At 47.6% G+C, this 22,117-nt stretch carries 20 protein-coding genes; 8 read left to right on the top strand and 12 right to left on the bottom strand.

The genetic code is table 11. The features are described 5' to 3' along the window. Nucleotides 1–705: 705 nt before the first annotated feature. The 3 genes from H6F88_RS25705 to H6F88_RS25695 form a co-directional block, all read right to left on the bottom strand. Nucleotides 706–3,042 (bottom strand): TIM-barrel domain-containing protein, encoded by a 2,337-nt coding sequence (locus H6F88_RS25705; RefSeq protein ID WP_190645658.1) that lies wholly within the window; start codon nucleotides 3,040–3,042, stop codon nucleotides 706–708. Nucleotides 3,043–3,143: 101 nt separating this feature from the next. Continuing rightward, nucleotides 3,144–4,115 (bottom strand): aldo/keto reductase, encoded by a 972-nt coding sequence (locus H6F88_RS25700; RefSeq protein ID WP_190645657.1) that lies wholly within the window; start codon nucleotides 4,113–4,115, stop codon nucleotides 3,144–3,146. A 135-nt stretch (nucleotides 4,116–4,250) separates the two neighbouring features. Next, nucleotides 4,251–5,033, bottom strand: coding sequence for an SDR family NAD(P)-dependent oxidoreductase (locus H6F88_RS25695; protein WP_190645656.1), 783 nt, complete (start codon nucleotides 5,031–5,033; stop codon nucleotides 4,251–4,253). A 504-nt stretch (nucleotides 5,034–5,537) separates the two neighbouring features. Here H6F88_RS25695 and H6F88_RS25690 point away from each other — a divergent pair. Then, nucleotides 5,538–8,738 carry a PAS domain-containing protein gene (locus H6F88_RS25690; protein ID WP_190645655.1) on the top strand — a complete coding sequence of 1,067 codons (3,201 nt, stop codon included), beginning with the start codon at nucleotides 5,538–5,540 and terminating at the stop codon, nucleotides 8,736–8,738. 16 nt (nucleotides 8,739–8,754) lie between these two features. Here the strand turns inward: H6F88_RS25690 and H6F88_RS25685 are convergent, their stop codons facing one another. Both H6F88_RS25685 and H6F88_RS25680 read right to left on the bottom strand, forming a co-directional pair. After that, nucleotides 8,755–9,513, bottom strand: coding sequence for a lipase family protein (locus H6F88_RS25685; RefSeq protein WP_190645654.1), 759 nt, complete (start codon nucleotides 9,511–9,513; stop codon nucleotides 8,755–8,757). 314 nt (nucleotides 9,514–9,827) lie between these two features. Beyond that, nucleotides 9,828–11,465 (bottom strand): hypothetical protein, encoded by a 1,638-nt coding sequence (locus H6F88_RS25680; protein WP_190645653.1) that lies wholly within the window; start codon nucleotides 11,463–11,465, stop codon nucleotides 9,828–9,830. A gap of 247 nt (nucleotides 11,466–11,712) precedes the next feature. On the opposite strand from H6F88_RS25680, the gene H6F88_RS25675 reads away from it, so the two are divergent. Beyond that, nucleotides 11,713–12,249: a hypothetical protein gene (locus H6F88_RS25675; RefSeq protein WP_190645652.1), complete on the top strand. Its 537-nt coding sequence runs from the start codon at nucleotides 11,713–11,715 to the stop codon at nucleotides 12,247–12,249. Nucleotides 12,250–12,391: 142 nt separating this feature from the next. Here H6F88_RS25675 and H6F88_RS25670 read toward each other — a convergent pair whose 3' ends face one another. After that, on the bottom strand, nucleotides 12,392–12,835 hold the full coding sequence (locus tag H6F88_RS25670; RefSeq protein ID WP_190645651.1) for a hypothetical protein: 444 nt from the start codon (nucleotides 12,833–12,835) through the stop codon (nucleotides 12,392–12,394). 51 nt (nucleotides 12,836–12,886) lie between these two features. Further along, nucleotides 12,887–13,291: an NIL domain-containing protein gene (locus tag H6F88_RS25665; RefSeq protein WP_190645650.1), complete on the bottom strand. Its 405-nt coding sequence runs from the start codon at nucleotides 13,289–13,291 to the stop codon at nucleotides 12,887–12,889. 184 nt (nucleotides 13,292–13,475) lie between these two features. Here H6F88_RS25665 and H6F88_RS25660 point away from each other — a divergent pair, with 184 nt between their 5' ends. The 3 genes from H6F88_RS25660 (at nucleotide 13,476) to H6F88_RS25650 (ending at nucleotide 14,978) form a co-directional block, all read left to right on the top strand. Then, nucleotides 13,476–14,078 (top strand): thioredoxin family protein, encoded by a 603-nt coding sequence (locus tag H6F88_RS25660; protein WP_190645649.1) that lies wholly within the window; start codon nucleotides 13,476–13,478, stop codon nucleotides 14,076–14,078. A gap of 89 nt (nucleotides 14,079–14,167) precedes the next feature. Next, nucleotides 14,168–14,305 carry a hypothetical protein gene (locus H6F88_RS25655; RefSeq protein WP_190645648.1) on the top strand — a complete coding sequence of 46 codons (138 nt, stop codon included), beginning with the start codon at nucleotides 14,168–14,170 and terminating at the stop codon, nucleotides 14,303–14,305. Between the two features lie 172 nt (nucleotides 14,306–14,477). Beyond that, nucleotides 14,478–14,978 (top strand): DUF4149 domain-containing protein, encoded by a 501-nt coding sequence (locus tag H6F88_RS25650; protein ID WP_190645647.1) that lies wholly within the window; start codon nucleotides 14,478–14,480, stop codon nucleotides 14,976–14,978. Nucleotides 14,979–15,125: 147 nt separating this feature from the next. Here H6F88_RS25650 and H6F88_RS25645 read toward each other — a convergent pair whose 3' ends face one another. From H6F88_RS25645 to H6F88_RS25635, 3 genes are all read right to left on the bottom strand, one after another. Further along, nucleotides 15,126–15,422, bottom strand: a complete 297-nt coding sequence (locus H6F88_RS25645; protein WP_190645646.1) for a TMEM165/GDT1 family protein — start codon at nucleotides 15,420–15,422, stop codon at nucleotides 15,126–15,128. A gap of 7 nt (nucleotides 15,423–15,429) precedes the next feature. Beyond that, nucleotides 15,430–15,864, bottom strand: coding sequence for a TMEM165/GDT1 family protein (locus H6F88_RS25640; RefSeq protein ID WP_190645645.1), 435 nt, complete (start codon nucleotides 15,862–15,864; stop codon nucleotides 15,430–15,432). A gap of 174 nt (nucleotides 15,865–16,038) precedes the next feature. After that, nucleotides 16,039–16,389 (bottom strand): YkgJ family cysteine cluster protein, encoded by a 351-nt coding sequence (locus H6F88_RS25635; RefSeq protein WP_190645644.1) that lies wholly within the window; start codon nucleotides 16,387–16,389, stop codon nucleotides 16,039–16,041. 201 nt (nucleotides 16,390–16,590) lie between these two features. Here H6F88_RS25635 and H6F88_RS25630 point away from each other — a divergent pair, with 201 nt between their 5' ends. Together H6F88_RS25630 and H6F88_RS25625 are read left to right on the top strand one after the other, a co-directional pair. After that, the gene (locus H6F88_RS25630; RefSeq protein ID WP_190645643.1) at nucleotides 16,591–16,722 is read left to right on the top strand and encodes a photosystem II reaction center protein Ycf12; all 132 of its coding nucleotides are present in this window, start codon (nucleotides 16,591–16,593) and stop codon (nucleotides 16,720–16,722) included. 629 nt (nucleotides 16,723–17,351) lie between these two features. Beyond that, the gene (locus H6F88_RS25625; protein WP_347277316.1) at nucleotides 17,352–18,344 is read left to right on the top strand and encodes a ribose-phosphate pyrophosphokinase; all 993 of its coding nucleotides are present in this window, start codon (nucleotides 17,352–17,354) and stop codon (nucleotides 18,342–18,344) included. Between the two features lie 120 nt (nucleotides 18,345–18,464). Here H6F88_RS25625 and H6F88_RS25620 read toward each other — a convergent pair whose 3' ends face one another. Together H6F88_RS25620 and H6F88_RS25615 are read right to left on the bottom strand one after the other, a co-directional pair. Continuing rightward, a complete protein-coding gene (locus H6F88_RS25620) occupies nucleotides 18,465–19,271 on the bottom strand; it encodes an MOSC N-terminal beta barrel domain-containing protein (protein WP_190645642.1) in 807 nt (268 codons plus the stop codon). Between the two features lie 11 nt (nucleotides 19,272–19,282). After that, nucleotides 19,283–21,103 (bottom strand): tetratricopeptide repeat protein, encoded by a 1,821-nt coding sequence (locus tag H6F88_RS25615; RefSeq protein WP_190645641.1) that lies wholly within the window; start codon nucleotides 21,101–21,103, stop codon nucleotides 19,283–19,285. 116 nt (nucleotides 21,104–21,219) lie between these two features. On the opposite strand from H6F88_RS25615, the gene rpiA reads away from it, so the two are divergent. Further along, the gene (gene rpiA / locus H6F88_RS25610) at nucleotides 21,220–21,933 is read left to right on the top strand and encodes a ribose-5-phosphate isomerase RpiA (protein WP_190645640.1); all 714 of its coding nucleotides are present in this window, start codon (nucleotides 21,220–21,222) and stop codon (nucleotides 21,931–21,933) included. Nucleotides 21,934–22,117 lie beyond the last annotated feature (184 nt).

Below are 22,117 nucleotides of genomic sequence, written 5' to 3'. Positions count from 1 at the left end.
GGTGTCCTTTCCTTTATAGCTCCAATTCTTAGAATTTTTAGAAACTGTACTATTACTATTCTTTGAAATTGAACCTGTTCAAATCAGGATAGGAGCGACACAATTTAGTAGATCGCAATTTCTAATTTGAATAACATAGCCTTGATACCGTTTCTACATAAGCTGCATATTTTGGAGCGTGCCCCGCGTACGCGGGGCACGCTCCAAAATATGCAGCCTTAAAGAGAATTGATATGAGCAAGTTTTTATTAGTTATTAATTGCTTATAAAAATGCTATTTTTGGCTTACTAGTTCTGTAAATTTTGCTGATTAGCTAACTGTATGAACGTTATTCATAGAAGCTATTGATTTGCTAGATTGAACACTTTTGAGTTGCTGTCTAAACTTGAATTGTTAACTAAAAAGCCAGGAAAAAAGCAATGAGATCCGTAATTAAGGCTAAGTTCCAATCATTTGAACAACCGCGTCAAAAGAACGTAATTCTACGTGCTATCCAGAAGTTTTGGGAGTTTTCCAACTTTTATGGTGAGTACAATTCACTCGATCCTTCACAAAGACGCAAGTTTGTTTTGGATAAAAATAATGAGGCTTCACATCGTTAGAAACTTTAGTGCTCCGAAAAAAGGAAAAGGGAAAGGAATGAAAGCCAGCCAACGGCACTTGCCCTTTCTCTCCCTTTCCCCTTCAATTCAAAGTATTAGGTGTTAGAAGGTAAGGCGGCGATCGCTTCCATCATCCTCAAACTGTTGTTCTCCTTTGCCGACGACTTCTACAATCACCTGGCGCGATCGCGGCTGCCATTCTCCTTGGCGGGCTGTGATTTCGACTCTTGTTTGTGAGCCATCAGTATGAACTCGATAGGTTGTGGTTGCCCAAGCGCCGGTACGGTACTCAAATGAGTGCCCATCATCTTCATAGAGTGTCCATTCTCCTTCACCCGGATAAACTCGTAGCCGCAGTTCATCCATTGGGCGTTCATCCGTGTACTGCATCACGGGTGCCAGAGGAATAATTGCGCCTGCCCGAACAAATAGCGGCATTTTTTCTAAAGGAGCTTGAGCCAGAATGTGGGTTGCACCTTGGTACGTTTCTCCACTCCACCAGTCGTACCACTCGCCTTCAGGCAGGTATACAAGTCGCTCCTCAACACCAGGTCTATAAACGGGTGCAGCCATTAGTGACGGCCCTAGCAATACCTGATCATAGAGGTTATAGGTTTTGGGATCGTTAGGAAAATGATAAAGCAGTGGACGCAAAATAGGTGCGCCTGTGCTGGCAGCTTCCCAGAATAGCGTGTAAAGGTAGGGCAGCAGCCGATAGCGCAGTTCGATGTATTCTCGACAAATCTTTTCGACGCGATCGCCAAACACCCAGGGTTCATGACGAGCGCTGGCAGTCGTGGAGTGCGCCCGCATCATTGGATAAAGCATTCCTACCTGCATCCAACGGGCGAATAGCTCCGCCGTTGCGTTGCCTGCAAAGCCGCCAATGTCTTCCCCGACAAAAGCTACACCAGATAGCCCCAGGTTACAGAGCGCTGGCAATGACATCTCCAGATATTCCCAAAGTGACTGGTTATCGCCTGTCCATACAGCAGACCAGCGCTGCACGCCTGCGTAGCCAGATCGGGTCAACACAAACGATCGCGCATTCGGACGTAGCCGCTCCAATCCCTCAGCGCAGGCCCGCGCCATCATTTGCCCATACAGGTTGTGTGCTTCTGCGTGAGTAGTTTGCTCGTCAGCAGGTCCTTGAGGAGCGTCGAGCGGAAACCACATTTTCTTACCCGGATCTCCAAAGGGGCGATCGTTCATAGCGGGTTCGTTCATGTCGTTCCAGACGCCTGCAATGCCGACATCTGTCAGCTCCTTTTGCAGGTTGCCCCACCATTCACGCACGTCAGGTCGCAAGAAGTCCGGAAAAACGGCACGACCGGGCCAGACATAACCATGAAAAATTTTGCCCTCAGCCGTTCTCACGAAGTAGTCATGTTCTAAACCTTCCTCAAACGGCAAGTAGTCGGCTTCCGTTTCTTCTTTTACACCTGGATCGACGATTGTGACAAACTTAAACCCATCCTGAGATAAATCTTTTACCATCGTTTTGGGGTCGGGAAAGCGCTTAGGACTCCAGGTAAACACGCGGTAACCGCGCATGTAATCAATATCCAGGTGAATCACATCACAGGGAATCTGGCGATCGCGGAACTCTTGAGCAAGCTGACGTACCTCTTCTTCGGAGTCGTAGCTCCAGCGGCACTGGTGATAGCCCAATGACCAGCGGGGCGGCATTGGCATTCGTCCAGTCAGTTGAGTGTATGTTTGTAGGATCTGAGCCGGTTCAGGTCCGTAGATGATGTAATAGTCTAGGTCTTTGCTCTGGCTTTGCATCTTCCAGACTCCATACTGTTCAGCGCCAATGTCAAACTGGCTCCAGAAAATGGTGTTGAAAAAGATGCCGTAGCCTAGTTGGGGTCGCAATGCCATAAAAAATGGAATTGCCTGATACATCTCATCGGTGAGTGCGGTGTAGTCGAGTGAATCGGTTGTCCAGTTGGTGAGGCGATCGCTCCGTTTATCTAGCAGTCCTGTCCGTTCACCAAAACCATAGAAGTGTTCATCTTCTGCGATTTGCTTCCAGTTGGCGATCGCCCCTTGCCGCCAGGACATGCCCGGTTCTGCATCCTGAGCAAAAGCTCGTCCTGACGAGTCAAAACAGGTAATTTGGACTGGATGGCGTTCAATTGTGACGCGAATTTTCTCTGTTTTTAGTTCCAGAGACTCTGGAGTTTCCTGTAGCTCAAACGGCACCTGATCCCATTCTTCATCTGCTACGGGTGTAGCCCACGATCGCCTGGGTGAAAACTCATTATTAGGAGCCATTTGCACCCGTACCAAATTTGCCGCAAGGATGCTAATAATGACCCGAGCATTGCCGCAGTCTAGCTCTACACCTCGCTCAAATTGCTCAACTCCCTGCACGCCTCCAACAGTTGACCAGGGCTGTTCTTTAATGGGCATTTTGCCCCAAATCTCTGGCATTCCAATTCTCCTAAATTGCGTCTAGCGAGTTAGCTTCAGTAAAAACGGCACTGGATTGAGAGGTAAGATCTGCGATTTCTTTGAGAAGTCGCACTCAGGTTTTAGTCATCGGTGAGATGAGTATCTTTAATGATTTGGGCGATCGCTTCCAAAGTTTCTGCTGACAGCTTTTTGCCGACTGCGCCTACATTTTCCTCAACCTGGGAGGGTTTGCTTGCTCCGATGATTACACTGCTCAACTCTGGGTTCCTCAAACACCAGGCTAAAGCCAACTGAGATAAACTCATTCCCTCTTGTTCTGCTAAGGGCACCAGTTTTTGAACCTGAGTGAGAAGCTGCTGATCTAGTTCTCCCCGATTGAGGAATGCATTTTGCTTCGGGTCACTTGCCCGTGAACCTTCTGGCAGCGGTTGCCCTGGCTTATATTTGCCTGTGAGTAAGCCTTGCGCCAAAGGTGAGAAGTTAATGATGCCAATTCCCTCGCGTCCACAAAGCGGCATCACTGCTTTCTCAATTTGCCGCTGAAGCATGTTGTATTGAGGTTGGTTAGAGGCGATCGGACTGAGCCCTGCTAATTGGGTTAAATCAGTGGCATGAGCGATTTGCCCAGCGCTCCATTCCGACACACCATAATACAAAATCTTGCCTTGCTTCACTAAGTGATCAAACGCTATCAGTGTCTCAGCTAAAGGCACAGATGTGTCATAGCGATGAGCTTGATAGAGATCGATGTATTCTACTCCCAGCCGTTTTAAGCTGGCATCACACTGCTCTAAAATGTGTTTGCGTGATAGTCCGCGATCGTTAGGACCATTACCCATCGGAAAGTAAACCTTCGTTGCCAGCACATAAGAGTGACGTGGGTATTGCCCCAACACTTTGCCAACGACCTTTTCGGCTTCTCCTCTAGCGTAAACATTTGCCGTATCAAAAAAATTAATGCCCAAATCATAAGCCCGCTCGATGCACGATCGCGCTACATCTTCTTCCGTTGCCGAGCCGTATGTCAGCCAAGATCCCAAGCACACCTCCGAAACCCGGATGCCGTGCTTGCCTAGATGCCGATATTCCACCTGTTTTCTCCTGCTAGAGTTAAGTTACTGTAGGTTGGGTGAAGCAAAGTGTAACCCAACACTCCAAGCCTGTTGCAGCCTAAGCTTGTTGCGGTACTTACAAACTAAATCGCACTGCTTTTATACCTTCAACTTTTATGCCTTCAATAAGGACTCCGCACCATCGATCCAAACTTCAGTGCCTGTAATGTGACTAGATAGATCCGAGGCTAAAAACATCACTAGTTGAGCAACCTGCTCAGAGGTGCCAGGTTTGCCGTCAGTCAACGGAATTTTGCCTTCAGGAAACTCGACTGGTTCTGCAATATGTTCCAGATTCCGACGCTCGGTGTTTTCATCAATGTTCGTTTCGATCGCCCCCGGACAAATCACATTCACCCGAATTTTATGTTTAGCCAGTTCTAAAGCCACCATTTTAGTGAAAGCAACCTGAGCCGCTTTGGAGCAAGAATAGGCTGTTGCGCCCGTGTTGCTAAAGATTCGAGTTCCATTCACTGATGAGGTGATGACTACAGAACCGCCGCGCTGCTTGAGCAAAGGAACGGCATATTTTACGGTTAAGAAAGTACCTTTAAGATTAACGTCCAGCGTTTTATCCCAATCCTCAGGGGTTAATTCTTCCAGGGATGCCCAGACTCCGTTAATTCCTGCGTTGGCAAATACGATATCAAGTCTTCCCCACTGTTGCTCAATTTTCTGGATCGCCTGCTGCATCTGATCTGGCTGGGAGATATCTGCAATTACTGGAATTGCCTCGCCACCCTTTGCCTGAATTTCTTCTACAGTCTGCTTTAATTCATCCTCACTATGGCCCAGTGCCGCTACTTTTGCTCCTTCAGCAGCAAACAATAAAGAAGTCGCTTTGGCAATTCCAGAACCCGCTCCAGTGATTAGCGCTACTTTTTCGGCGAGTTGCATAATTTTTCTCCATTTAGACAGACTCTAGAACCGTTTCTCCTGTACCCTAAGCGCTGAACTTTTGATCGTGAACCTATCTCTGGGTAGGTCTAGGAGTTACTGGCTGGGGCAATCGCCAAAAAAAGTCCATCCCAACATTTCTCTTTTCTCTTTTACTAAATTCCTTAAATTTTTAGCCCTCTAAGGAAGTCAAGATCTGCAAACCTCTGCATTGATATCGTTTAGTAATAGATATCATTCCTTTGATACATTAGAATCTATACCAATTGGCATATTCTCGTTACTATAGGACGAGGTGCAGACTGCATGTCCAAGATTTTGAGTAGATCGGTATTTCCTAATCTAAGAATGTATTCAAGTGCAGATAAGATGCCCCCATGTTTCAACTATCTCCACTTAGCAATGCCCTAGATTTGCTTTAGAGGAAAAACATAGCTTATGACTTCTGAAGCGATTGATCTTTCTAGGAAAGATTTCAGAAATTACAAAGAAGAATGCATACGTTTGCAGAAAGAGTTAGACCGCTATAAGCAGGAGTTTCATACCCTTGTAGAAAATTTGCCAGATGTGGTTTTCCGGCTTGACTGCAACTTACGCCACATTTTTATCAGTCCTGTCGTAGAGCGCATTACGGGTATACCCTGGCAAGATTTTTTGGGCAGAACAGGGCGTGAAGTTGGGCTGCCTGCTGAGATTTGCGATCGCTTTGAGTCAAAGTGTAATGAGGCGATCGCCACTCGTCAGGTGACGCAAGTAGAGTTCGATTTTGAGGGAAAGTATTATCAGTCGAGGATTATTCCTGAGCCTGCGCCCGACGGGTCAATTAGTTCAGTGATGGGTATCACCGAAGATATCACTGAGCGAAAACAGGCAGAAAATGCCCTGCGCGAAAGTGAAGCCTTACTCACTGCACTGTTAAATAGTTCACCTGTAGCGATCGCCTTTTTGGACCAGAATTTGCGCTATGTTCACATCAACGAAGCTCTCGCTGCAATGAATGGCATTCCTGTTCATGAACATTTAGGACGTACTGTAGAAGAAGTTCTTCCGGGTTGGGCACCCATATTCACCCCTGTTCTACAGCAGGTGATGCAAAGCCGAGAACCTTTGCTCAATCAGGAGATCAACGGTGAGACTAACCCTCCTGGGCTGCTTCGTCATAGCCTGGTTGACTACTATCCTGTTTGCCTGCCCGATGGTCAACTTTTAGGAGTGGGTGTCAGCGCAATCGATATCACTCACCTTAAGCAGATTGAGGCAGAACTCCGGTTAGCGAATCAACGCTTTGAACTAGCAACAACTGCTGTCAATTGTTTGGTTTACGATTGGGATTTTGAGCGGGGTACGGTTGAGCGAAGCAATGGGCTGATACACATTCTGGGCTACTCTCCAGAGGAAGTTGAACTTACCAGTGAGTGGTGGTCAGCACAAATCCACCCAGAAGATCTGCCCCGTGCTAATGCAGAATTTGCCGCAGCAGTTGCAAAGGGCGATCGCTACGCCATTGAGTGTCGAATTCGGCATAAAAACAACCAGTATGTTTATGTGCAGGATCAGGGGTTAGTGGTTTCTCGAAACGCAGACGGGCAACCAACTCGTATTGTTGGTAGTACAACCGATATCAGCGATCGCAAGCGCAATGAAGCTGAGCGTTTGCAGGCAGAAGCAAAACTGCGTGAGAGCGAAAATCGCTATCGCACTTTGGCAAATGCTGTATCTCAGTTGATGTGGATTAATGAGCCAGATGGGAGGATTGAGTTTTTCAATGATCGCTGGAAAGAATACACAGGTGCAGCTTTAGAACTGGGTGTGGGTCTATGGCGCGAAGTCATTCACCCAGACGATTTTGAATCAACCCTAGCAACCCGGACGGAAGCAATTCAGGCTGGAGAAGCTTATGAAGTAGAGTGTCGCCTGAAGCGGTTTGACCAGACTTACCGGTGGCATTTAGCCCGTGTCGTGCCACTGAAGAATGACCAGGGAGACATTCTCTATTGGTTTGGCACTGCAACTGATATTGAAGAGATTAAGCAAGTCGAAGCAGGGCAGCGCTTTTTGGCTGAATCTAGTTCAGTATTAGCCACTTCTTTAGACTATCAAACCACGCTCACCAGTATTGCTCGTTCGGCAGTTCCCTTCTTGGCAGACTGTTGCTTTTTTGATGTAGTCACGGCAGACAATCAGATTCAGCGAGTTGCTTGTCATCATGTTGATCCGGAGAAACAGACGTGGTTTGAGCAGATTCGACAGTACATTCCACCTAATAAGTCGGAGTATCATCCAGTCGCTAAAGTACTTTTGAGTGGTGATACAACTTTTATTCCCTATGTTTCTGATGAGTGGCTGCAGGCGATTGCACTCAATCCTGAACATCTCCAATTTATGCAAGACTATCAGCCTTGTTCAGTCATGGCTGTGCCGCTGACGGTTCATAACCAGAGGTTGGGGGTGCTGACGTTTTGCTTTACGGCTGCGTCAGGTCGGCACTACACTCAAGCTGATATTGCTTTGGCAGAGGAATTGGCTCACCGCGCGGCCTTAGCGTTAGACAATGCCAAACTTTATCAGCAGGCACAGGAGGCAAATCGGGTTAAAGATGAGTTTTTGGCAGTGCTTTCTCATGAGTTGCGATCGCCTCTCAATGCCATCCTAGGCTGGGCAAAACTGTTGCGATCGCGTCAGTTTAACGAAGCTACAACTACCTGTGCCTTGGAAACCATTGAGCGCAATGCCAGACTACAAACTCAACTGATCGAAGACCTGCTCGACATTTCGCGCATTCTTCAAGGTAAGTTTAGCCTCAATGTTTGTCCTGTGAATTTGGTCACCTGTATCGAAGCGGCAATCGAGACAATGCGTCTGGCGGCAGAAGCAAAATCCATTCACATTCAGTTTTCCTTTAGTCCATCAGTGGGACTGGTGGCAGGTGACCCGAATCGTCTACAGCAGATTGTTTGGAACCTCTTATCCAATGCAATTAAGTTCACGCCAGCCGGAGGTCAAGTTCATATTTGGCTAGAGGCGATTGGCTCTGAAGCCCAGATTCGAGTTAGCGATACGGGCAAAGGAATTACGCCTGACTTCTTACCTTATATCTTTGATCACTTTCGTCAGGCAGATGCCTCAATCACCCGCAGCTATGGTGGTTTAGGATTAGGTTTGGCTATTGTGCGACAACTGGTGGAGCTACACGGCGGCAGTGTCTATGCAGAAAGTATGGGCGAGGGACAAGGCGCAACTTTTACCGTAAAACTGCCGCTTTTAGTAGATGAGACGGAAAGGGAAGATGAGTTGACTTCTAATCCTACTTCTCATTCTTCAAGGCTTGTAGACAAAAAGATCTTAATTGTCGATGATGATCCAGATACTCGTGAGTTTTTTTCTTTTGTCATAGAAGAAGCCGGTGCGATCGCCCTCACCGTCACTTCTACAAGGGAAGCACTGGTTGCATTACCGCAATTTCAGCCCGATCTACTCATGAGTGATATCGGGATGCCGGAGGAAGACGGCTACAGCCTGTTACGGCAAGTTAGACAGCTACCCCCCAATCAAGGTGGACTCATCCCGGCAATCGCCTTGACAGCCTATGCTAGCGAAGAAGATCGTAATCGAGCGCTAACTGCAGGCTATCAGGCTCACTTATCCAAACCGATTGAACCCGCAGTATTAGTTGAGGCGATCGCCCAATTACTCACTTCTCACTAAACTTCTCACTAACGTATTATCGTGCCTGTTCTTTTAACGCATTCACATAGTTCTGAATATCGTGATCCTTAAAGCGGCGAGAGAGAAAGTTGAGGCTAAAGCGGGGACCCAATCTGTACTCTGTATCAACGTGCCGATAACCTTGCCAGGTTCTTGGAAGGGCGGGCACCATATCCATTCCATAGATAAATCGGGAGCTATTAGGGACGCGACGATTAAAAGATTCTCTAAAGCCGTCGTTACCCACTCTGGGAGTACCAAACGTGTAAATGGCGATCGCTACATTTGGAAAATTGTATTGAATATCCACTGCACAGAGAGTCGCCAGCGCACCGCCCAGACTATGCCCTGTAACAGTACAGTGAGTGACAGTACTTCGATCTTTTAAGTAGCGATGAATTTGTCCTCGTACAGATAAATAAGCCTCTGAGAATCCTCGATGCATTTTTGCCCCAGACTGGCTAGCGCCCTTGTAAGGGTAGACTTGTTCTTGTTCCTGAACAATTTCCCCTTCAATTACTTCCTGTCGAAATTCAACAACTTCTTGCTCAAAGTCCAGGTTTGTTTCCCAATCCAGCCGCTTTTCACTGCCGCGAAAAGTGACATAAACAGATTCATTCGTAGCGTCTGACAGCATTGCAAACTGGGTATCAGTATCTGCTTGGTCGATTAAATCTGGCGTGATGTCGGGAAATCCACTAAAGCGAAGCTGGGAAAAATTTTTGTAGACTTCTTGCGAAAGAAGTGCACACTTGAGTGCCTCAGCATAGTCCATTCCTAAAATCTCCTCTTTAGTGAATTAGTGAAGCGTTATCGACCTTCTCAAACCGTCTAACCAGAGTTCAATGACTAATGAGCCAATCCAAAGCTGAGTATGAGTATGATTTACGCATCTGAATCCCGTCTGTAGGGGCATGGCAATGCCATGCCCCTACGGAATTCATATCGAAGACATGGGACGGCGCGATCGCCATCAAACATCCAAATTCTATCCGCTCAGCTTGAAAAAATCTGATAAAAAATGTGTCTATTTTTACTACGGTCAGCGGCTCTTCACAATCCCCTTAAGAGAGTCACAGAGCGGTGCTTTCACAACCCATTTAGAATTGCTACAGATGAAGAAACATATGAGGAGAAAAATTCTACGGGATTAAATCCAGCTGCCCACGCACCTGCAAAAGCGGCCGAAGCTGCGCCTGTAGACGCTGTTAAAAAGAGCCACCATGCTGCGGTTGCTGCTGCTTTTCGAGTCATTTCAAACTGCTGTTGAGTCTGGCGCTTCACAGTATCAATGCGCTCTTGTGCCGACCGCTGAATTGAATCAATTGGCTGCATTGCCTTTTCCCGCAGCTGAGTAGCCTGTGTAATTAAAGATTGATTTAAATTTGGCAGGCTAATGGATGAAGCGAGTAGTCCTTCAAGTGCTTGCTTAAAGTTAGTGTCGTTTGAGTCATTGTCTTTTGAGGAAGGTACATTTAGGGAAGGCAAATTATCGACTACAGTATCAACTACAGCATTGCCATCAACGGAATCCTTTACCTTGGCAAGCGCGATCGATAGAATCATGGGAGCGAGTCCAACCTCTTTGGGCAGTGACAGATCTGACTGCTGTAAAAGTTTGGGTAAGTGGGTCAAAACCTGATCAACGGTAGTATCCAAAGCCGATTGAAGCAGTTTTGTTGTAGTGGGCGATCGCTCCTCTGACGAAGGTGCTGCAATCGCGTCTGATTCCGAATCAGCAATCTCAGGTTCAGTCATTTCAGCGATCGATGATTCCTGCAAGAACTGTTGCCATGTTTGCTCAAGTTGGTCCAAGATACGTTGCTTTCGATTGTCACTCAGGTCTTCTCGCTGATCGAGGACTTGGGCGAGAGCGTCCAGATCAAGGGCAGGATTGCCAGCCAGTCCGTTAGCTGTGCCAGCTTGCAGCATTTTTTGGAGCTTGCGCTCAACTCGCTTGGGAGTCAAGCTTTTAGAACTGGCATCTTGTAAGTAGGTTGTGATCTGCTGCCAAAGTTCTGTAGTGGTCAGGTTGAGCGAACTGGACGCTACATCATTAGCTGCTGAAATAGACTGGGATAGGTGCGACGATGAACCCGCTTGAACCGATGGTAGAGGAATCGTCTGTAATTGTTCTTCGATCATTTGACGCAGATTCACGGTGTCGAGAGCAGCCTGCATTTCTTCTCGAATGCTGCTCAACATCTGTTCTTCGGTAATAGGTTCTGCTTTGTTGCCTGCTAGCGCATTGGCGATCGCTGCAACAATGCGTCGAAAGCCACCCGTTAGTGCATCTAAAATCACTCCAACTAATGAACTTACCGCAGTGGAGCTAAGCCATAACATTAATAGGAAGTAGGCTGACCAGATCACGATGCCTGCGATCGCCCCAGCAATGGGGTCACTAATCTGCCCAAATTTTGTAGCTAAAAAACAGGCTGCAAATAACACAGTATTGACTGTTAGAAAAACTCCAAAACCCGCTAACAGCCCTATTGTGGAAGAATTGGAGGAGCGATCATCCTCGTGAGCGCTTTCAGACGAACCAACTTTGAGTACAGAAATTCCCAGGGCAATTCCCAAAACGGTTAACAAAAGCTGGAATGCAAAAGCTGTGAGCAACCCGATCACCAATACCGTGAACAACTGTGCCCAAATCGGAGGAGCGGTAGAATAAATAGGATTAATGGGTTGGCTCTGAAGCAATAGCCAACAAAATGAACTCAACAATTTTCCTGAGAGCACAACCACAGCACTACAGTCCTCGGTTCATTACTGCTCAGCTTAGCGCTCAGATGGCGAAAAGCCATCTAGCTAGAAGGAGATAAGTCTGAGTTGAATATGGTCTTTAGCAGCTCTATCTCAAAGCAGAAAGTTCAACCTTGTGATAGGCACCTTAGTGTAGAGTCCGACCTCAAAAAGATAAGTTAGATTGTAGGACTTAACGAAGAAAGTATGAGTTTAAGTTTGAATAATGGCTAAGAAAAAGTCAAAAAATAAGCAGAAACTGACTAAACAAAAGGACAGCGGTGGTGAAAAGGGAACTTTAGGAGCTAGCCTGCGGCAGGCTGGTACCGTTGCTGCATCTGCGATCGCGGCTGAAATTGTAGCGGCTACTGTTGATCGATTAGTTCAGAAAGCTTCTCAAGTAAAGAATGGAACGAGTGATTCTAAGGGTGCTGATCAGCATCTTGAACATTCCAAAGGTGCGATGGAGGGCGCCACGTCCAAGGTACAAGATGGGGTTCAGGCGGTAAAGCCGACTGTCAGAGACACGGCTGAGGCGGTAAAGAGTTCGCTTGGCGAGATTAGACCAACCCTAGCTGATGTAGTGGACTCGCTCAAAGAGGTAGCCCAAGAAATACTTCAGCGATCGCTGGCGATCGCCTCTCCCGCTGAGATGACGGTTGAAAGTGCTTTAGGCACCGCCAAAAACGTGATTGGGGCTATCAGCCAAACCGATTCCAAGAAGTCCGAAAAAAAGAGCAAGAAGAACAAGAAAAACGCGTAAGCTCTACTGCCATAAAGGACGTATCAAAAACGGTAACTTGGCTCGCTTGAAATGCGGTTAGCTCTAATCTAGAGATTAATAGCTCCTCATGTACCAAGTACATACAACAGCAGCCCTCCAAGGCTGCTTTTTTTGTGGCAAATCATAGCGAGTAACTTACAACCCAACCGATTACCAGTCCAGTTAGGGAAACCAGGGTCAAAATGAATAGGGATTGCGCTCGACTAAAGCCACGGTTTTGCAAATCTAATCGAGCTAAAACTTCGGTTGCAATAATGGTAATGAGATAGCCAAAGACATGAGCCCAAACCAGAACAGTTGTGGCCAAAAAAGCAAGACTGAGGACAGTAGTGAAATAGCCCGTATCAGAGCTTAACCATCTGCCAACCATTGCCTTAAACCCTTGAGCGAAAGTCGTTAGCAATAGCGCTTGCAGTACAGCAAACCCAATAACACAAACCCAGACCACCCAGGTAATCGTGAGATGGTAAACATACCAGCTAAAAGTGCTGTAAGCAGCTAGCAAAAGACTAAGAGACAACCAGGGAAGGAATTTCTTCGCAGTTGGCTTCGCGTTATAGGTCATTAGTTGCTGACTACGGAGTAAGGAGTACGCGATCGCAATAAGTCATATTACCTATAGATTAGTAGAAATTGCCTGAACTGGACAGGTCGGAACACACTGTTCACAGACGATACAGCGCGATCGCGTAAAGTTAAGCCGAAAAGTTTGAGGATCAAGGCTGAGCGCTTCTGTAGGGCAGATGCCAGTACACAAACCGCAGTGAACACAGACCTCTTCATCAATCAAAATTTCTCGACTCGCAAGAGAGATGCCAATATCCTGCGATCGCATCCAGTCCATCGCAGCATCTAGCTGATCGATATCGCCGGATAGCTCTACAACAAGGGTACCAATCTGATTGGGCGCTACCTGCGCTCGAATAATATTTGCAGCAACGTTAAAATCTTTTGCCAACCGGTAGGTCACGGGCATGTGAACAGAGCGTTTTGGAAAGGTAAGTGTCACGCGTTTTTTCACAGTCCAGAGCCTTTTGTTAAGTTCGGTTACACTAAAATCAGTGCAAGCTAGATACATTCTCCTAGATTGTAGAAGTTGCAGAAAAAAGCTGTGTAGAAAGGGTAGGTAGGTGGTAGTAGGCAGGAAAAACAGCTTTCCCACCTATTACTAATTACCTACCAGCTGTACAAGAACCCAAATGCCTATGACTGGAAATTCATCTGATTCTTCCAATGAAGCCTCGTTGCGGGCTACCTCTGCTTTTGCTACCCGCATCAGAAATTTGCTCATTGTGCTGGTGGCAGTGGTGCTAAGTTCAGCGTTATTCTTTGGTTTGCGGTCTGAAACGCCGACCGGAACACTCGAAGCCCTGGCAGAGCAGTCTACCCCACTGGAAGTTGCTTTAACCAGTGGCAAACCAACGCTGATGGAGTTCTACGCGAACTGGTGTACAAGCTGTCAGGCAATGGCTCCTGATATTGCTGAAATTGAGCAGCAGTATGGAGATCGCGTTAATTTCGTGATGCTCAACGTAGACAACAGCAAATGGCTCCCCGAAATGCTGCACTATCGGGTAGACGGCATTCCCCACTTTGTCTTTTTGGATAATGCTGGGGAGGCGATCGCCAGCACCATTGGCGAACAGCCGCACACGATCATGACCGATAACCTGGACGCGCTGATTGTAGGAGTGCCGCTGCCCCATGCCAAAGCGACGGGGCGAACTTCTGAAGTTAACACCGTTGCTATGCCGAAAGCAGTCGTTGACGACCCACGCGGTCATGGCAGTCAGGTCGTTGTTCAGTAGAGATTTGGAATTGCCAAACTCTTGCTCAAATCCGGTACTGATTAAGTTCTATTTCCGTCAATCTAAAACAACTCACTGGTATTTTTCTCATGGCATCAACCGATCGTAAGAAACGAGTGATGGAGCATCTTGCTCGTAGCACAGGCGACTTTATTAAACCTACTGTTCGTCTGACTGATCAGCGTAAACAGCAAATTATGGATCACATCCGCAGAACCAAAGGCTGATGAGATAGCGGATTGACAAAATGTTGAACTAACGAGACAGCAGGCTAACAAGACAGTGAACTAACGAGACAGTTTGAAATGATAATTTATGTTTTCTAGCAACGATAGTTCACGATTTTTACTAGAGATCTTCGCTAGTCTGAAAGAGAAGCCAGAACTCTAAGGAAGGTCTATGACTGCTGTCTCTATCACCAAATTCAAGCAACCTAAATGGCAAGCGATCGCTGTTTTTACCCTGGCTTTTTGGTTAAGTAGCAGCCTGATTCTAGATTTGGTGATCATGCCAGGAATGTATGCGGGTGGCATGATGACTCAGTCTAGCTTTGCATCGGCTGGCTACTCCATTTTCTGGGTCTTTAACCGAATAGAGCTACTGTGCGCTGCCCTGGTACTAACGGGTGTCCTGGTACTTTACAACGTCCAAGCTGACTCAAGCCGCAATCGCCGCCTAACGCTGATCCTGTCCGGTTTGCTGCTCGCGATCGCTCTTGCTTATACCTACGCACTAGCGCCAACTATGAGCACCTTAGGGCTTCAACTCAATTTGTTTGAGCCTGCTGCGGCAATTCCTGCAGCAATGGATCAAATGCACTGGGGCTATTGGACTCTCGAACTGACCAAGCTGGCTGCGGCTGGAACGCTGCTCACCTCCCTCTATCGCAACCCAGCATAAAATTTAGTTACTCCCTCTCCGGTCAAAGATCAGGGATGCACCCCCACGACTCGGGGGTGCATCCCTGATCTTTTAGTGGGAAAGGAGTAAAACGACAAAACAGGAGGCTTGTCCTCCTGTTTTGTCGTTTTACGCACAACCCAGTTTTTAAGCCTCTTCAGATTGGGTTGAATCTGCCTCAAACCAGAGCAGGCGAATTGCCATAACTGCAAACCCAATCGCTGCGATCGCCTTAACCCAACGAGTTGGCAAGATTTGGGAAACTCCTTCCCCAAGCATTACGCCCAAAAAGCTAGCCAACAAGAGTGCCGATGCTGCTCCTAAGAAGACAGCCCGCAGAGATTTAGAATTGCCGCTGAGGGCGATCGCCGCTAGTTGGCTTTTGTCTCCAAGCTCTGATAAGAAAACAGTCGCAAAGCTGAGTCCAAGTAAATTCCAGTCCATAATCCTATCAAGCGCTAATTACATCCCACAGCAGTAACACCGAAACGAGCAGCAAAATGGTGCCCGTTGCCGTTTCCAGCACCTTAGGCGAAACTCGCGATGACAGCCATCGACCCAGCAGTACGCCCAGCAAACTCGTCGCAATCAAAGCTGCTCCCGAGCCCATAAAAACAACCCAGGGAGAATTAGACTCTGCGCTCATTAGCAACGTCGTTAACTGAGTTTTGTCTCCTAACTCCGCTACAAAAATCGTAAAGAAGGTCGAAAAGAAAATCTCAATTTCCTGACGACGGGACAGTTGCTTGGATGGAATGGAGGCTTGAGGATTTTCTAGGTTATTCTCAATCAGATCTTCAGGAAGATTAAGGGGAGGATTCGGCAGCCGCTCGGTCGGCTCCAATTCAGAAATCAACAAGCCAGGCGCAGGAGAAGAAAGTTTCACGGGCGATCGCTTTAGGGATTTTTCATATTCCTTTCATTTTATTCCTGACCCTGCCTGAAAGATCAACCCCTACCGCTAAAGCTTACAAAATCATTAACTCTAATTCTGATTAGAGCGTGACTAGGGCGAACAGCAGTTCGCTCTTATAAGGTGTAAAATTTCCCCGAAACTTGCTTAAATTCCAACTTCCTGGTCAAATCGCAGCATCTCTAGACTGCGATCGCCATACACTCCTTCAATCTGCTCACGACAGCAGTCAATTGCAAAATCGCTCAGTTCTTCCGACTCAATCCCGTACATATCCTGAAAAATCTCCGGCTCAACCCGACAAAAGCGGGGGCGATCGTCATAAATGTTGCACTTTCGAGTGGTATGGTCAAAGTTGACACACCATCCTTCTTCCCCGACCATGCTGAGATATAGCTCTAGCTCAATGGGTGAGAGATATAGCTCCAAGCCGGGGCGATCCCTTGGATCAAGATTACAGCAGGCTCCGCACTGCTGCACACAACGCCAGGTTGCCATAGTTTTAACTAGACCAAAAATCGTTCACTTCCTGAGCTTAGCGATTTTTGTTACCTGTCGGACTCGCTTCTCCATTGAAACAACCTCAAGCTTTTTGGAATTTTGTAAAGTTCCTTAAAATATGAGGACGCAGAACGGGTAGAATATCGGTTGTGTTTTCAGTTTAGAAAATAAACTTATTAGGTTTACTTGGGAGGATCAATGGAGGCTCTGACTAGCGTTTTTAATGGCGTTAACTGGGAAGCAATCGTACAGCTCACGCTGGTAGCAATGATTATGATCTCTGGACCTGTTGTGATTTTTCTTCTGGCATTCCGGGGCGGCGACCTCTAGATCACTCGGCTTTCAAAAGAAGTCAGCACCAGCTACAAGGATTAAAGTCCCTCCACCACTTCAGGAAAAAGCGTGGCGTAGGGCGATCGCGGTTTAACAATTCGCAATCTTAGAGGCACTACATCCTATACAGGTGTGGTGCTTTTTTAAGGAAATTTTCCATTTGTGCAGATCAATTTCAGTCAAGAGTGAAGCTACTTAATCTGCCGCAGGAAATCGTATCCATCTCGTCAATGTTTTTAAGTCTTTTCGCTGATCTTCAACGCTATTATTTGTACTATCAATGAGCTTGTCGTACGCAATAGTTTCTCTGGAACGTATTGCAGATTTGCAGTTCAGTTTAGAAATATGCTTGAGAAATTGATCGGGTAGCTTTCTCCCAAAATTTGATCAGCCAGAACTTGATCAAGTGCCAGCAGGAGTGCGTTTGTTGATTTTTTGTACACCCATTGCGATCGCCTTCTTGGAGTTAAAAACTATCAACAATCCTGCATTGTTGCTGAGGCAAATAGGTCGTAGAAGTTATACCCTGTTAAAATTTAACTCCTACAACCCAGTCTAGAATTGCAGCAGAACATGTTTTTGACTCGAAATGATAAGATTGCGGTGATTAGACTTGAGGATTTGTTGTGATCCGCTCTGCAACTCTGACCCTTCAGCCTCCTCTACCTCCCGTCGCAGACAATAGCCGTCTGAGGCTTTTTTCGGGTTCCGCTAATGTGCCCTTAGCCCAAGAGGTAGCTCGTTACCTCGGCATGGATTTGGGCCCGATGGTTCGCAAGCGATTTGCGGATGGAGAACTCTACGTCCAAATTCAAGAATCCATTCGTGGCTGTGATGTTTACCTGATGCAGCCAACCTGCTGTCCGGTAAACGACCACTTAATGGAACTGCTGATTATGGTGGATGCCTGTCGGCGGGCATCAGCCCGGCAAATAACAGCAGTTATTCCTTACTATGGCTACGCCAGAGCCGATCGCAAAACCGCTGGACGAGAATCGATCACAGCAAAACTGGTTGCCAACCTGATTACTCAAGCAGGCGCAGGACGCATTCTAGCAATGGATCTGCACTCCGCTCAGATTCAGGGCTATTTTGACATTCCTTTTGATCACGTATACGGTTCACCCGTGCTGCTGGACTATTTGGCAAGCAAGCAGCTTCCTGATTTGGTTGTCGTCTCCCCAGACGTAGGTGGAGTCGCTCGGGCCAGAGCTTTTGCCAAAAAGCTGAATGATGCCCCTCTGGCAATTATTGACAAGCGTCGTCAGGCTCACAACGTTGCCGAAGTAATGAATCTAATCGGCGATGTCGCTGGGAAAACGGCTGTTTTGGTCGATGATATGATCGACACAGGCGGAACAATCAGTGAAGGAGCTAGGCTCTTACGAGCACAAGGCGCACGTCAGGTTTATGCCTGTGCGACTCATGCCGTGTTTTCGCCTCCTGCGGTTGAGCGATTGTCGAGCGGAGTCTTTGAGGAAGTGATTGTAACCAATACAATTCCTGTCCCTGAAGAAAATCGCTTTAAGCAGCTTACTGTCCTATCTGTGGCAAATCTGCTGGGTGAAACCATCTGGCGGATTCACGAAGATAGCTCTGTAAGCAGCATGTTCCGCTAAAGCTAGGCTGCTCTCACCTCAAGCTTCTCACTGCTGATCTCGTCCCCAGGTTTTACCTGGGGATGCTTATACCGAAGCTCTGCCTCGTGAAAAGTGAGGAGGCAGAGCCTCTAGGCGCTACTAGATAGAACCTGGCAATGAGAAAGTGGAGGAAAGCTTGACTTCATCGCCAAGTTTGATGGTTTTGCCTGCTTCCGATGCTGCAACCTGCGTGTTTACAGTTAGCTTGAAGAAGTGATTGAAGCGCTGAGGGACAGCCCATTCAGGCAAAGTCCCCTGGCGTTTAGTGATAAAAGTCTTTTGAAAGTTGGGGTAGCGATCGCCCTTCAACGAGTCTCGCGTAGGCACCACACAGCGCTGACAAGGATTGCTCCCGTTTAGCACCACATCACCAATCTGAAACGGCACAAGCTGTCCTGCCTCGCCAAACAGTTGGTCTTCCCAAAATGCTGGAACATCATCGATTTCGAGGTTGGTACGAAACCGACGACGCACTTCTTCTAGACTCAGTTCGGGAAACCAGGAGGTGATCGCCTTTAATGTCGCAGTACTCACCACTGTCGGGCCGCTAGCATCAGGATCATCGGGGAAACCCATGTGAAGGTCTTGTTTTAGCTCAACCGTGTAGCCAAAGAAGTCACTTAACCAAGCTGAGAGTGCCTGTCGCTCGTCGTCCAGATGAAATTTCTGGGACTGGGCGCTGTCTTGATTGGTCATTGTCACCATTCTGGCAGGCAGATCAAACACTGATCTCAATCGATGAATTTTGTCGGTGCGCTTGCCGTTCACGAATTCTCCATGCTGATCGATGATCGCAAACTCACGGTCGTGGGCGATCGCCCCTCCCTTCAAGAAGGTTGCCTGTGTCACCTCCAGACCATCCAGAGATTTGATTGGAAAAATGGTGATGGGCTTCAGGTAAGGCATGGTTTTAGGAATCAGCCGAGAGACTGCTGCAAAAACAAACTGGCAACGAAGCTAACCAAAATCGCATTGTATACCGCGTGGTCGGCTGTGCTAGCCATCACGCCCGCCTCTCGTGCTTGAAGTGGATCGGCGGTTTTGCGTAACTGGCGATCGTGGACATACTTGTAGCGACAGGCAAATAAAAAACCCGGTACGATTAGCACAAACCCACCTAAAATCGGAATTCCAGCTAACAAATGAACCAAGCCAAATTGGGTGGAGCGAATCAGAATTTGCTTCCAGGTATTAGCACCTTGACGGAAGATTAGCTCTTCTAGCTTTGCCCAGAAGGGAATTCCTAGAAGCAACAATAACCAAAATCCAATAATAAAGAGTGAGCTATAGTTAAAGCCAGTAGTTGCCTGGTTTTCGGTAATTTGCGTTCCTAAAGATTGAAGATTTAAAGTCAAAGCTGAGGCGAACTGTAGGGCGATCGCCCCCACTAAATTACTAATTGGAGCAGTTAGATCGCTGACTTCAGTAACAGCAGAACTGAACAAATTAAACGGCTGGAAAATAATATTTCCTGGTTGCCCAAACACCAGGTTTGCCCAGCCCCAGCGCATAAAGGGTGGTGCAAAGTAATCGGCGATCGAATACGTCCCAAGTGTAATTACAATAATTGCCGCTGCACGAAAGTAGGTTAAGATGCCGCTTTGGAAATAGGCTTTCCAAACTAGTTCTAACTTAGATTTGTTTTTCCATAAGTCGGCAATCAGCAAAGCGATGATTACGCCGGAAAATAGGGTCGGAACTACTTGCCGAACGGTATCTGCCCAGTCTCTCTGGCTTTGAGATAGGAAAAGAATGAGACCTACAAAAAAGAGCAGGCGATATTTGAGGAAATGAATCACCGTACCAAAATCGTGCAGCAGCTTTCCTCGACTCGCTGGACGGGTGGCATAGGCAAAAAATTGACCCGATAAAACTAAACCGATCAGTTTGTACAGCGCTGCCGGATAGGAACGGGGCTGAAGCTCTAACGCTTTTTCAAAATTAGCGATCGCCCGCTCAAATTGCCCCAGCTTAAGCAACACATAGCCCCAGCTCACCCAGGCGCTAGAGTGCCAAACCTCACGACGAATTGGTGCGTCACTCAACGCTTGCTCAAAGCTGGCGATCGCCTCTGTCTCTTTCCTCAACCGCAACAGCGCCACGCCACGGTTAAACCAGACTCGATTAAACCCAGGCTGAAGTTCCAACGCTTTGTCAAAGTCGGCTAGCGCCTGCTGATCTCGATGCGCCATTAGCAAGACTGCTCCTCGACTGCTCCAGGTTTCCTCGGATTTGGGTTCCAGTTCTACTGCCAGGTTGCAGCTTGCTAATGCCTGTTTCGTCCGTCCCATCATCATCAGCGTCAGACCTCTGCCAGATAGCGCTTTGGGGTGATCAGGCTGAAGGGTCAGCGCTTTTTCATAGCTTTCCAGCGCTTTGGCATGGCGAGAGAGATTTCGCAAAGCGTTGCCGCGATCGCTCCAAAGTTGGGCACTGGGATTTACACTCACTCCAATTGCCTGGTCGTAGGCAGCAAGTGCTTGTCGATAGCGTCCTAAATTTTCCAATGCCACAGCCCGATAGTGATGAATCTCAGCATCATCGGGTTGAAGCTGCAATGCCTGCTCGTAGCTGGCAATCGCCTGCTCATAGTGTCCCGCCTGCATCAATAGCAACCCTTCCCGACAGAGCAGCTTCAGCCGTTCCTGACTAGAACTGGCGCGTTTCAGGCGTTGGCGGCACTGCTCCAGCGAAAATGGCACCCCATCATCAGCGGCGAAATTTGAGCTTGCATTCATAAGGGTTGGATCAATCGAAAACGCTTGAAGTTGAGAGGCTAGGAATTGGGACAACTTTACGTCATGCTAGAAACCGTCTGTCTTTTCGCAGAAGCTTTTCACAGGAGGGTTTGCCAATGACTACAGGACTTGATCCCGTTAAGTTGATGAAACAGCAGGTGGGCAAAGCTGCCGCCGACCGCGTGCAGTCAGGTTCCATTGTGGGGTTAGGCACGGGGTCAACTACTGCCTTTGCAATTCAACATTTAGGCGATCGCCTAAAATCTGGCGACTTGAAGGATATTAAAGGCATTCCTACCTCTTTTCAGGCATCCGTTCTAGCAAAACAGTATGGCATTCCTTTAACCACCCTGGACGAAATTGACCAAATTGACATCGCCATTGATGGCGCAGACGAAGTTGATCCGCAAAAGAATCTGATTAAGGGCGGCGGAGCGGCTCACACCCGCGAAAAAGTGGTGGATTCTCTAGCAAAGCTGTTCATCGTCGTGGTGGACAGTTCCAAGCTGGTCGATCGCCTCGGCTCCACCTTTGCGCTGCCTGTAGAAGTGCTGCCGATGGCAATTACTCCCGTCACCAAAGCAATCGAAGCGCTAGGCGGCAAACCAGAATTGCGGATGGGCGTAAAGAAAGACGGCCCAGTCATTACCGATCAGGGCAACATGGTTTTGGATGTGACGTTTGAGGCGATCGATAATCCTGCGGAACTGGAAAAGACGCTAAACAACATTCCTGGTGTGCTGGAGAATGGGCTATTTGTTGGCGTAACTGATGTGGTTTTGATTGGTGAAGTCAAAGACGGAGAGGCGAGCGTGCGGGAAATGGAGTAACCGCATCCTGAGCAACTTACTTAGACAGCAATCTAGCGATTTGACCTCAAAGTAGGGTGCTGTTAGCGCAGCGTAACGCACCGAGCAATCAGCAACGTGCGTTATGGCAATACCTGACGCACTCCATGCCTGACGTTAGGACGGATAAGCTTTGCTTGACTCGTCCTACGGCTCAGGGTTTGGC

Source organism: Oculatella sp. FACHB-28, from assembly GCF_014696015.1.
Taxonomy (GTDB): Bacteria; Cyanobacteriota; Cyanobacteriia; order Elainellales; family Elainellaceae; genus JAAUTN01.
The sequence above is the reverse complement of the archived record's forward strand: the minus strand, read 5'-3'. Positions and strand labels throughout refer to the sequence as shown.

What these genes read in the sequence shown, in the direction of transcription:
- H6F88_RS25655 (WP_190645648.1), top strand. Translation starts at nt 14,168, where the DNA reads ATGGCATCAACCGATCGTAAGAAACGAGTGATGGAGCATCTTGCTCGT.
- H6F88_RS25645 (WP_190645646.1), bottom strand. Translation starts at nt 15,422, where the DNA reads ATGGACTGGAATTTACTTGGACTCAGCTTTGCGACTGTTTTCTTATCA.
- rpiA (WP_190645640.1), top strand. Translation starts at nt 21,220, where the DNA reads ATGACTACAGGACTTGATCCCGTTAAGTTGATGAAACAGCAGGTGGGC.
- H6F88_RS25670 (WP_190645651.1), bottom strand. Translation starts at nt 12,835, where the DNA reads ATGACCTATAACGCGAAGCCAACTGCGAAGAAATTCCTTCCCTGGTTG.
- H6F88_RS25705 (WP_190645658.1), bottom strand. Translation starts at nt 3,042, where the DNA reads ATGCCAGAGATTTGGGGCAAAATGCCCATTAAAGAACAGCCCTGGTCA.
- H6F88_RS25615 (WP_190645641.1), bottom strand. Translation starts at nt 21,103, where the DNA reads ATGAATGCAAGCTCAAATTTCGCCGCTGATGATGGGGTGCCATTTTCG.
- H6F88_RS25685 (WP_190645654.1), bottom strand. Translation starts at nt 9,513, where the DNA reads ATGGACTATGCTGAGGCACTCAAGTGTGCACTTCTTTCGCAAGAAGTC.
- H6F88_RS25620 (WP_190645642.1), bottom strand. Translation starts at nt 19,271, where the DNA reads ATGCCTTACCTGAAGCCCATCACCATTTTTCCAATCAAATCTCTGGAT.
- H6F88_RS25660 (WP_190645649.1), top strand. Translation starts at nt 13,476, where the DNA reads ATGACTGGAAATTCATCTGATTCTTCCAATGAAGCCTCGTTGCGGGCT.
- H6F88_RS25630 (WP_190645643.1), top strand. Translation starts at nt 16,591, where the DNA reads ATGGAGGCTCTGACTAGCGTTTTTAATGGCGTTAACTGGGAAGCAATC.
- H6F88_RS25635 (WP_190645644.1), bottom strand. Translation starts at nt 16,389, where the DNA reads ATGGCAACCTGGCGTTGTGTGCAGCAGTGCGGAGCCTGCTGTAATCTT.
- H6F88_RS25675 (WP_190645652.1), top strand. Translation starts at nt 11,713, where the DNA reads ATGGCTAAGAAAAAGTCAAAAAATAAGCAGAAACTGACTAAACAAAAG.
- H6F88_RS25650 (WP_190645647.1), top strand. Translation starts at nt 14,478, where the DNA reads ATGACTGCTGTCTCTATCACCAAATTCAAGCAACCTAAATGGCAAGCG.
- H6F88_RS25695 (WP_190645656.1), bottom strand. Translation starts at nt 5,033, where the DNA reads ATGCAACTCGCCGAAAAAGTAGCGCTAATCACTGGAGCGGGTTCTGGA.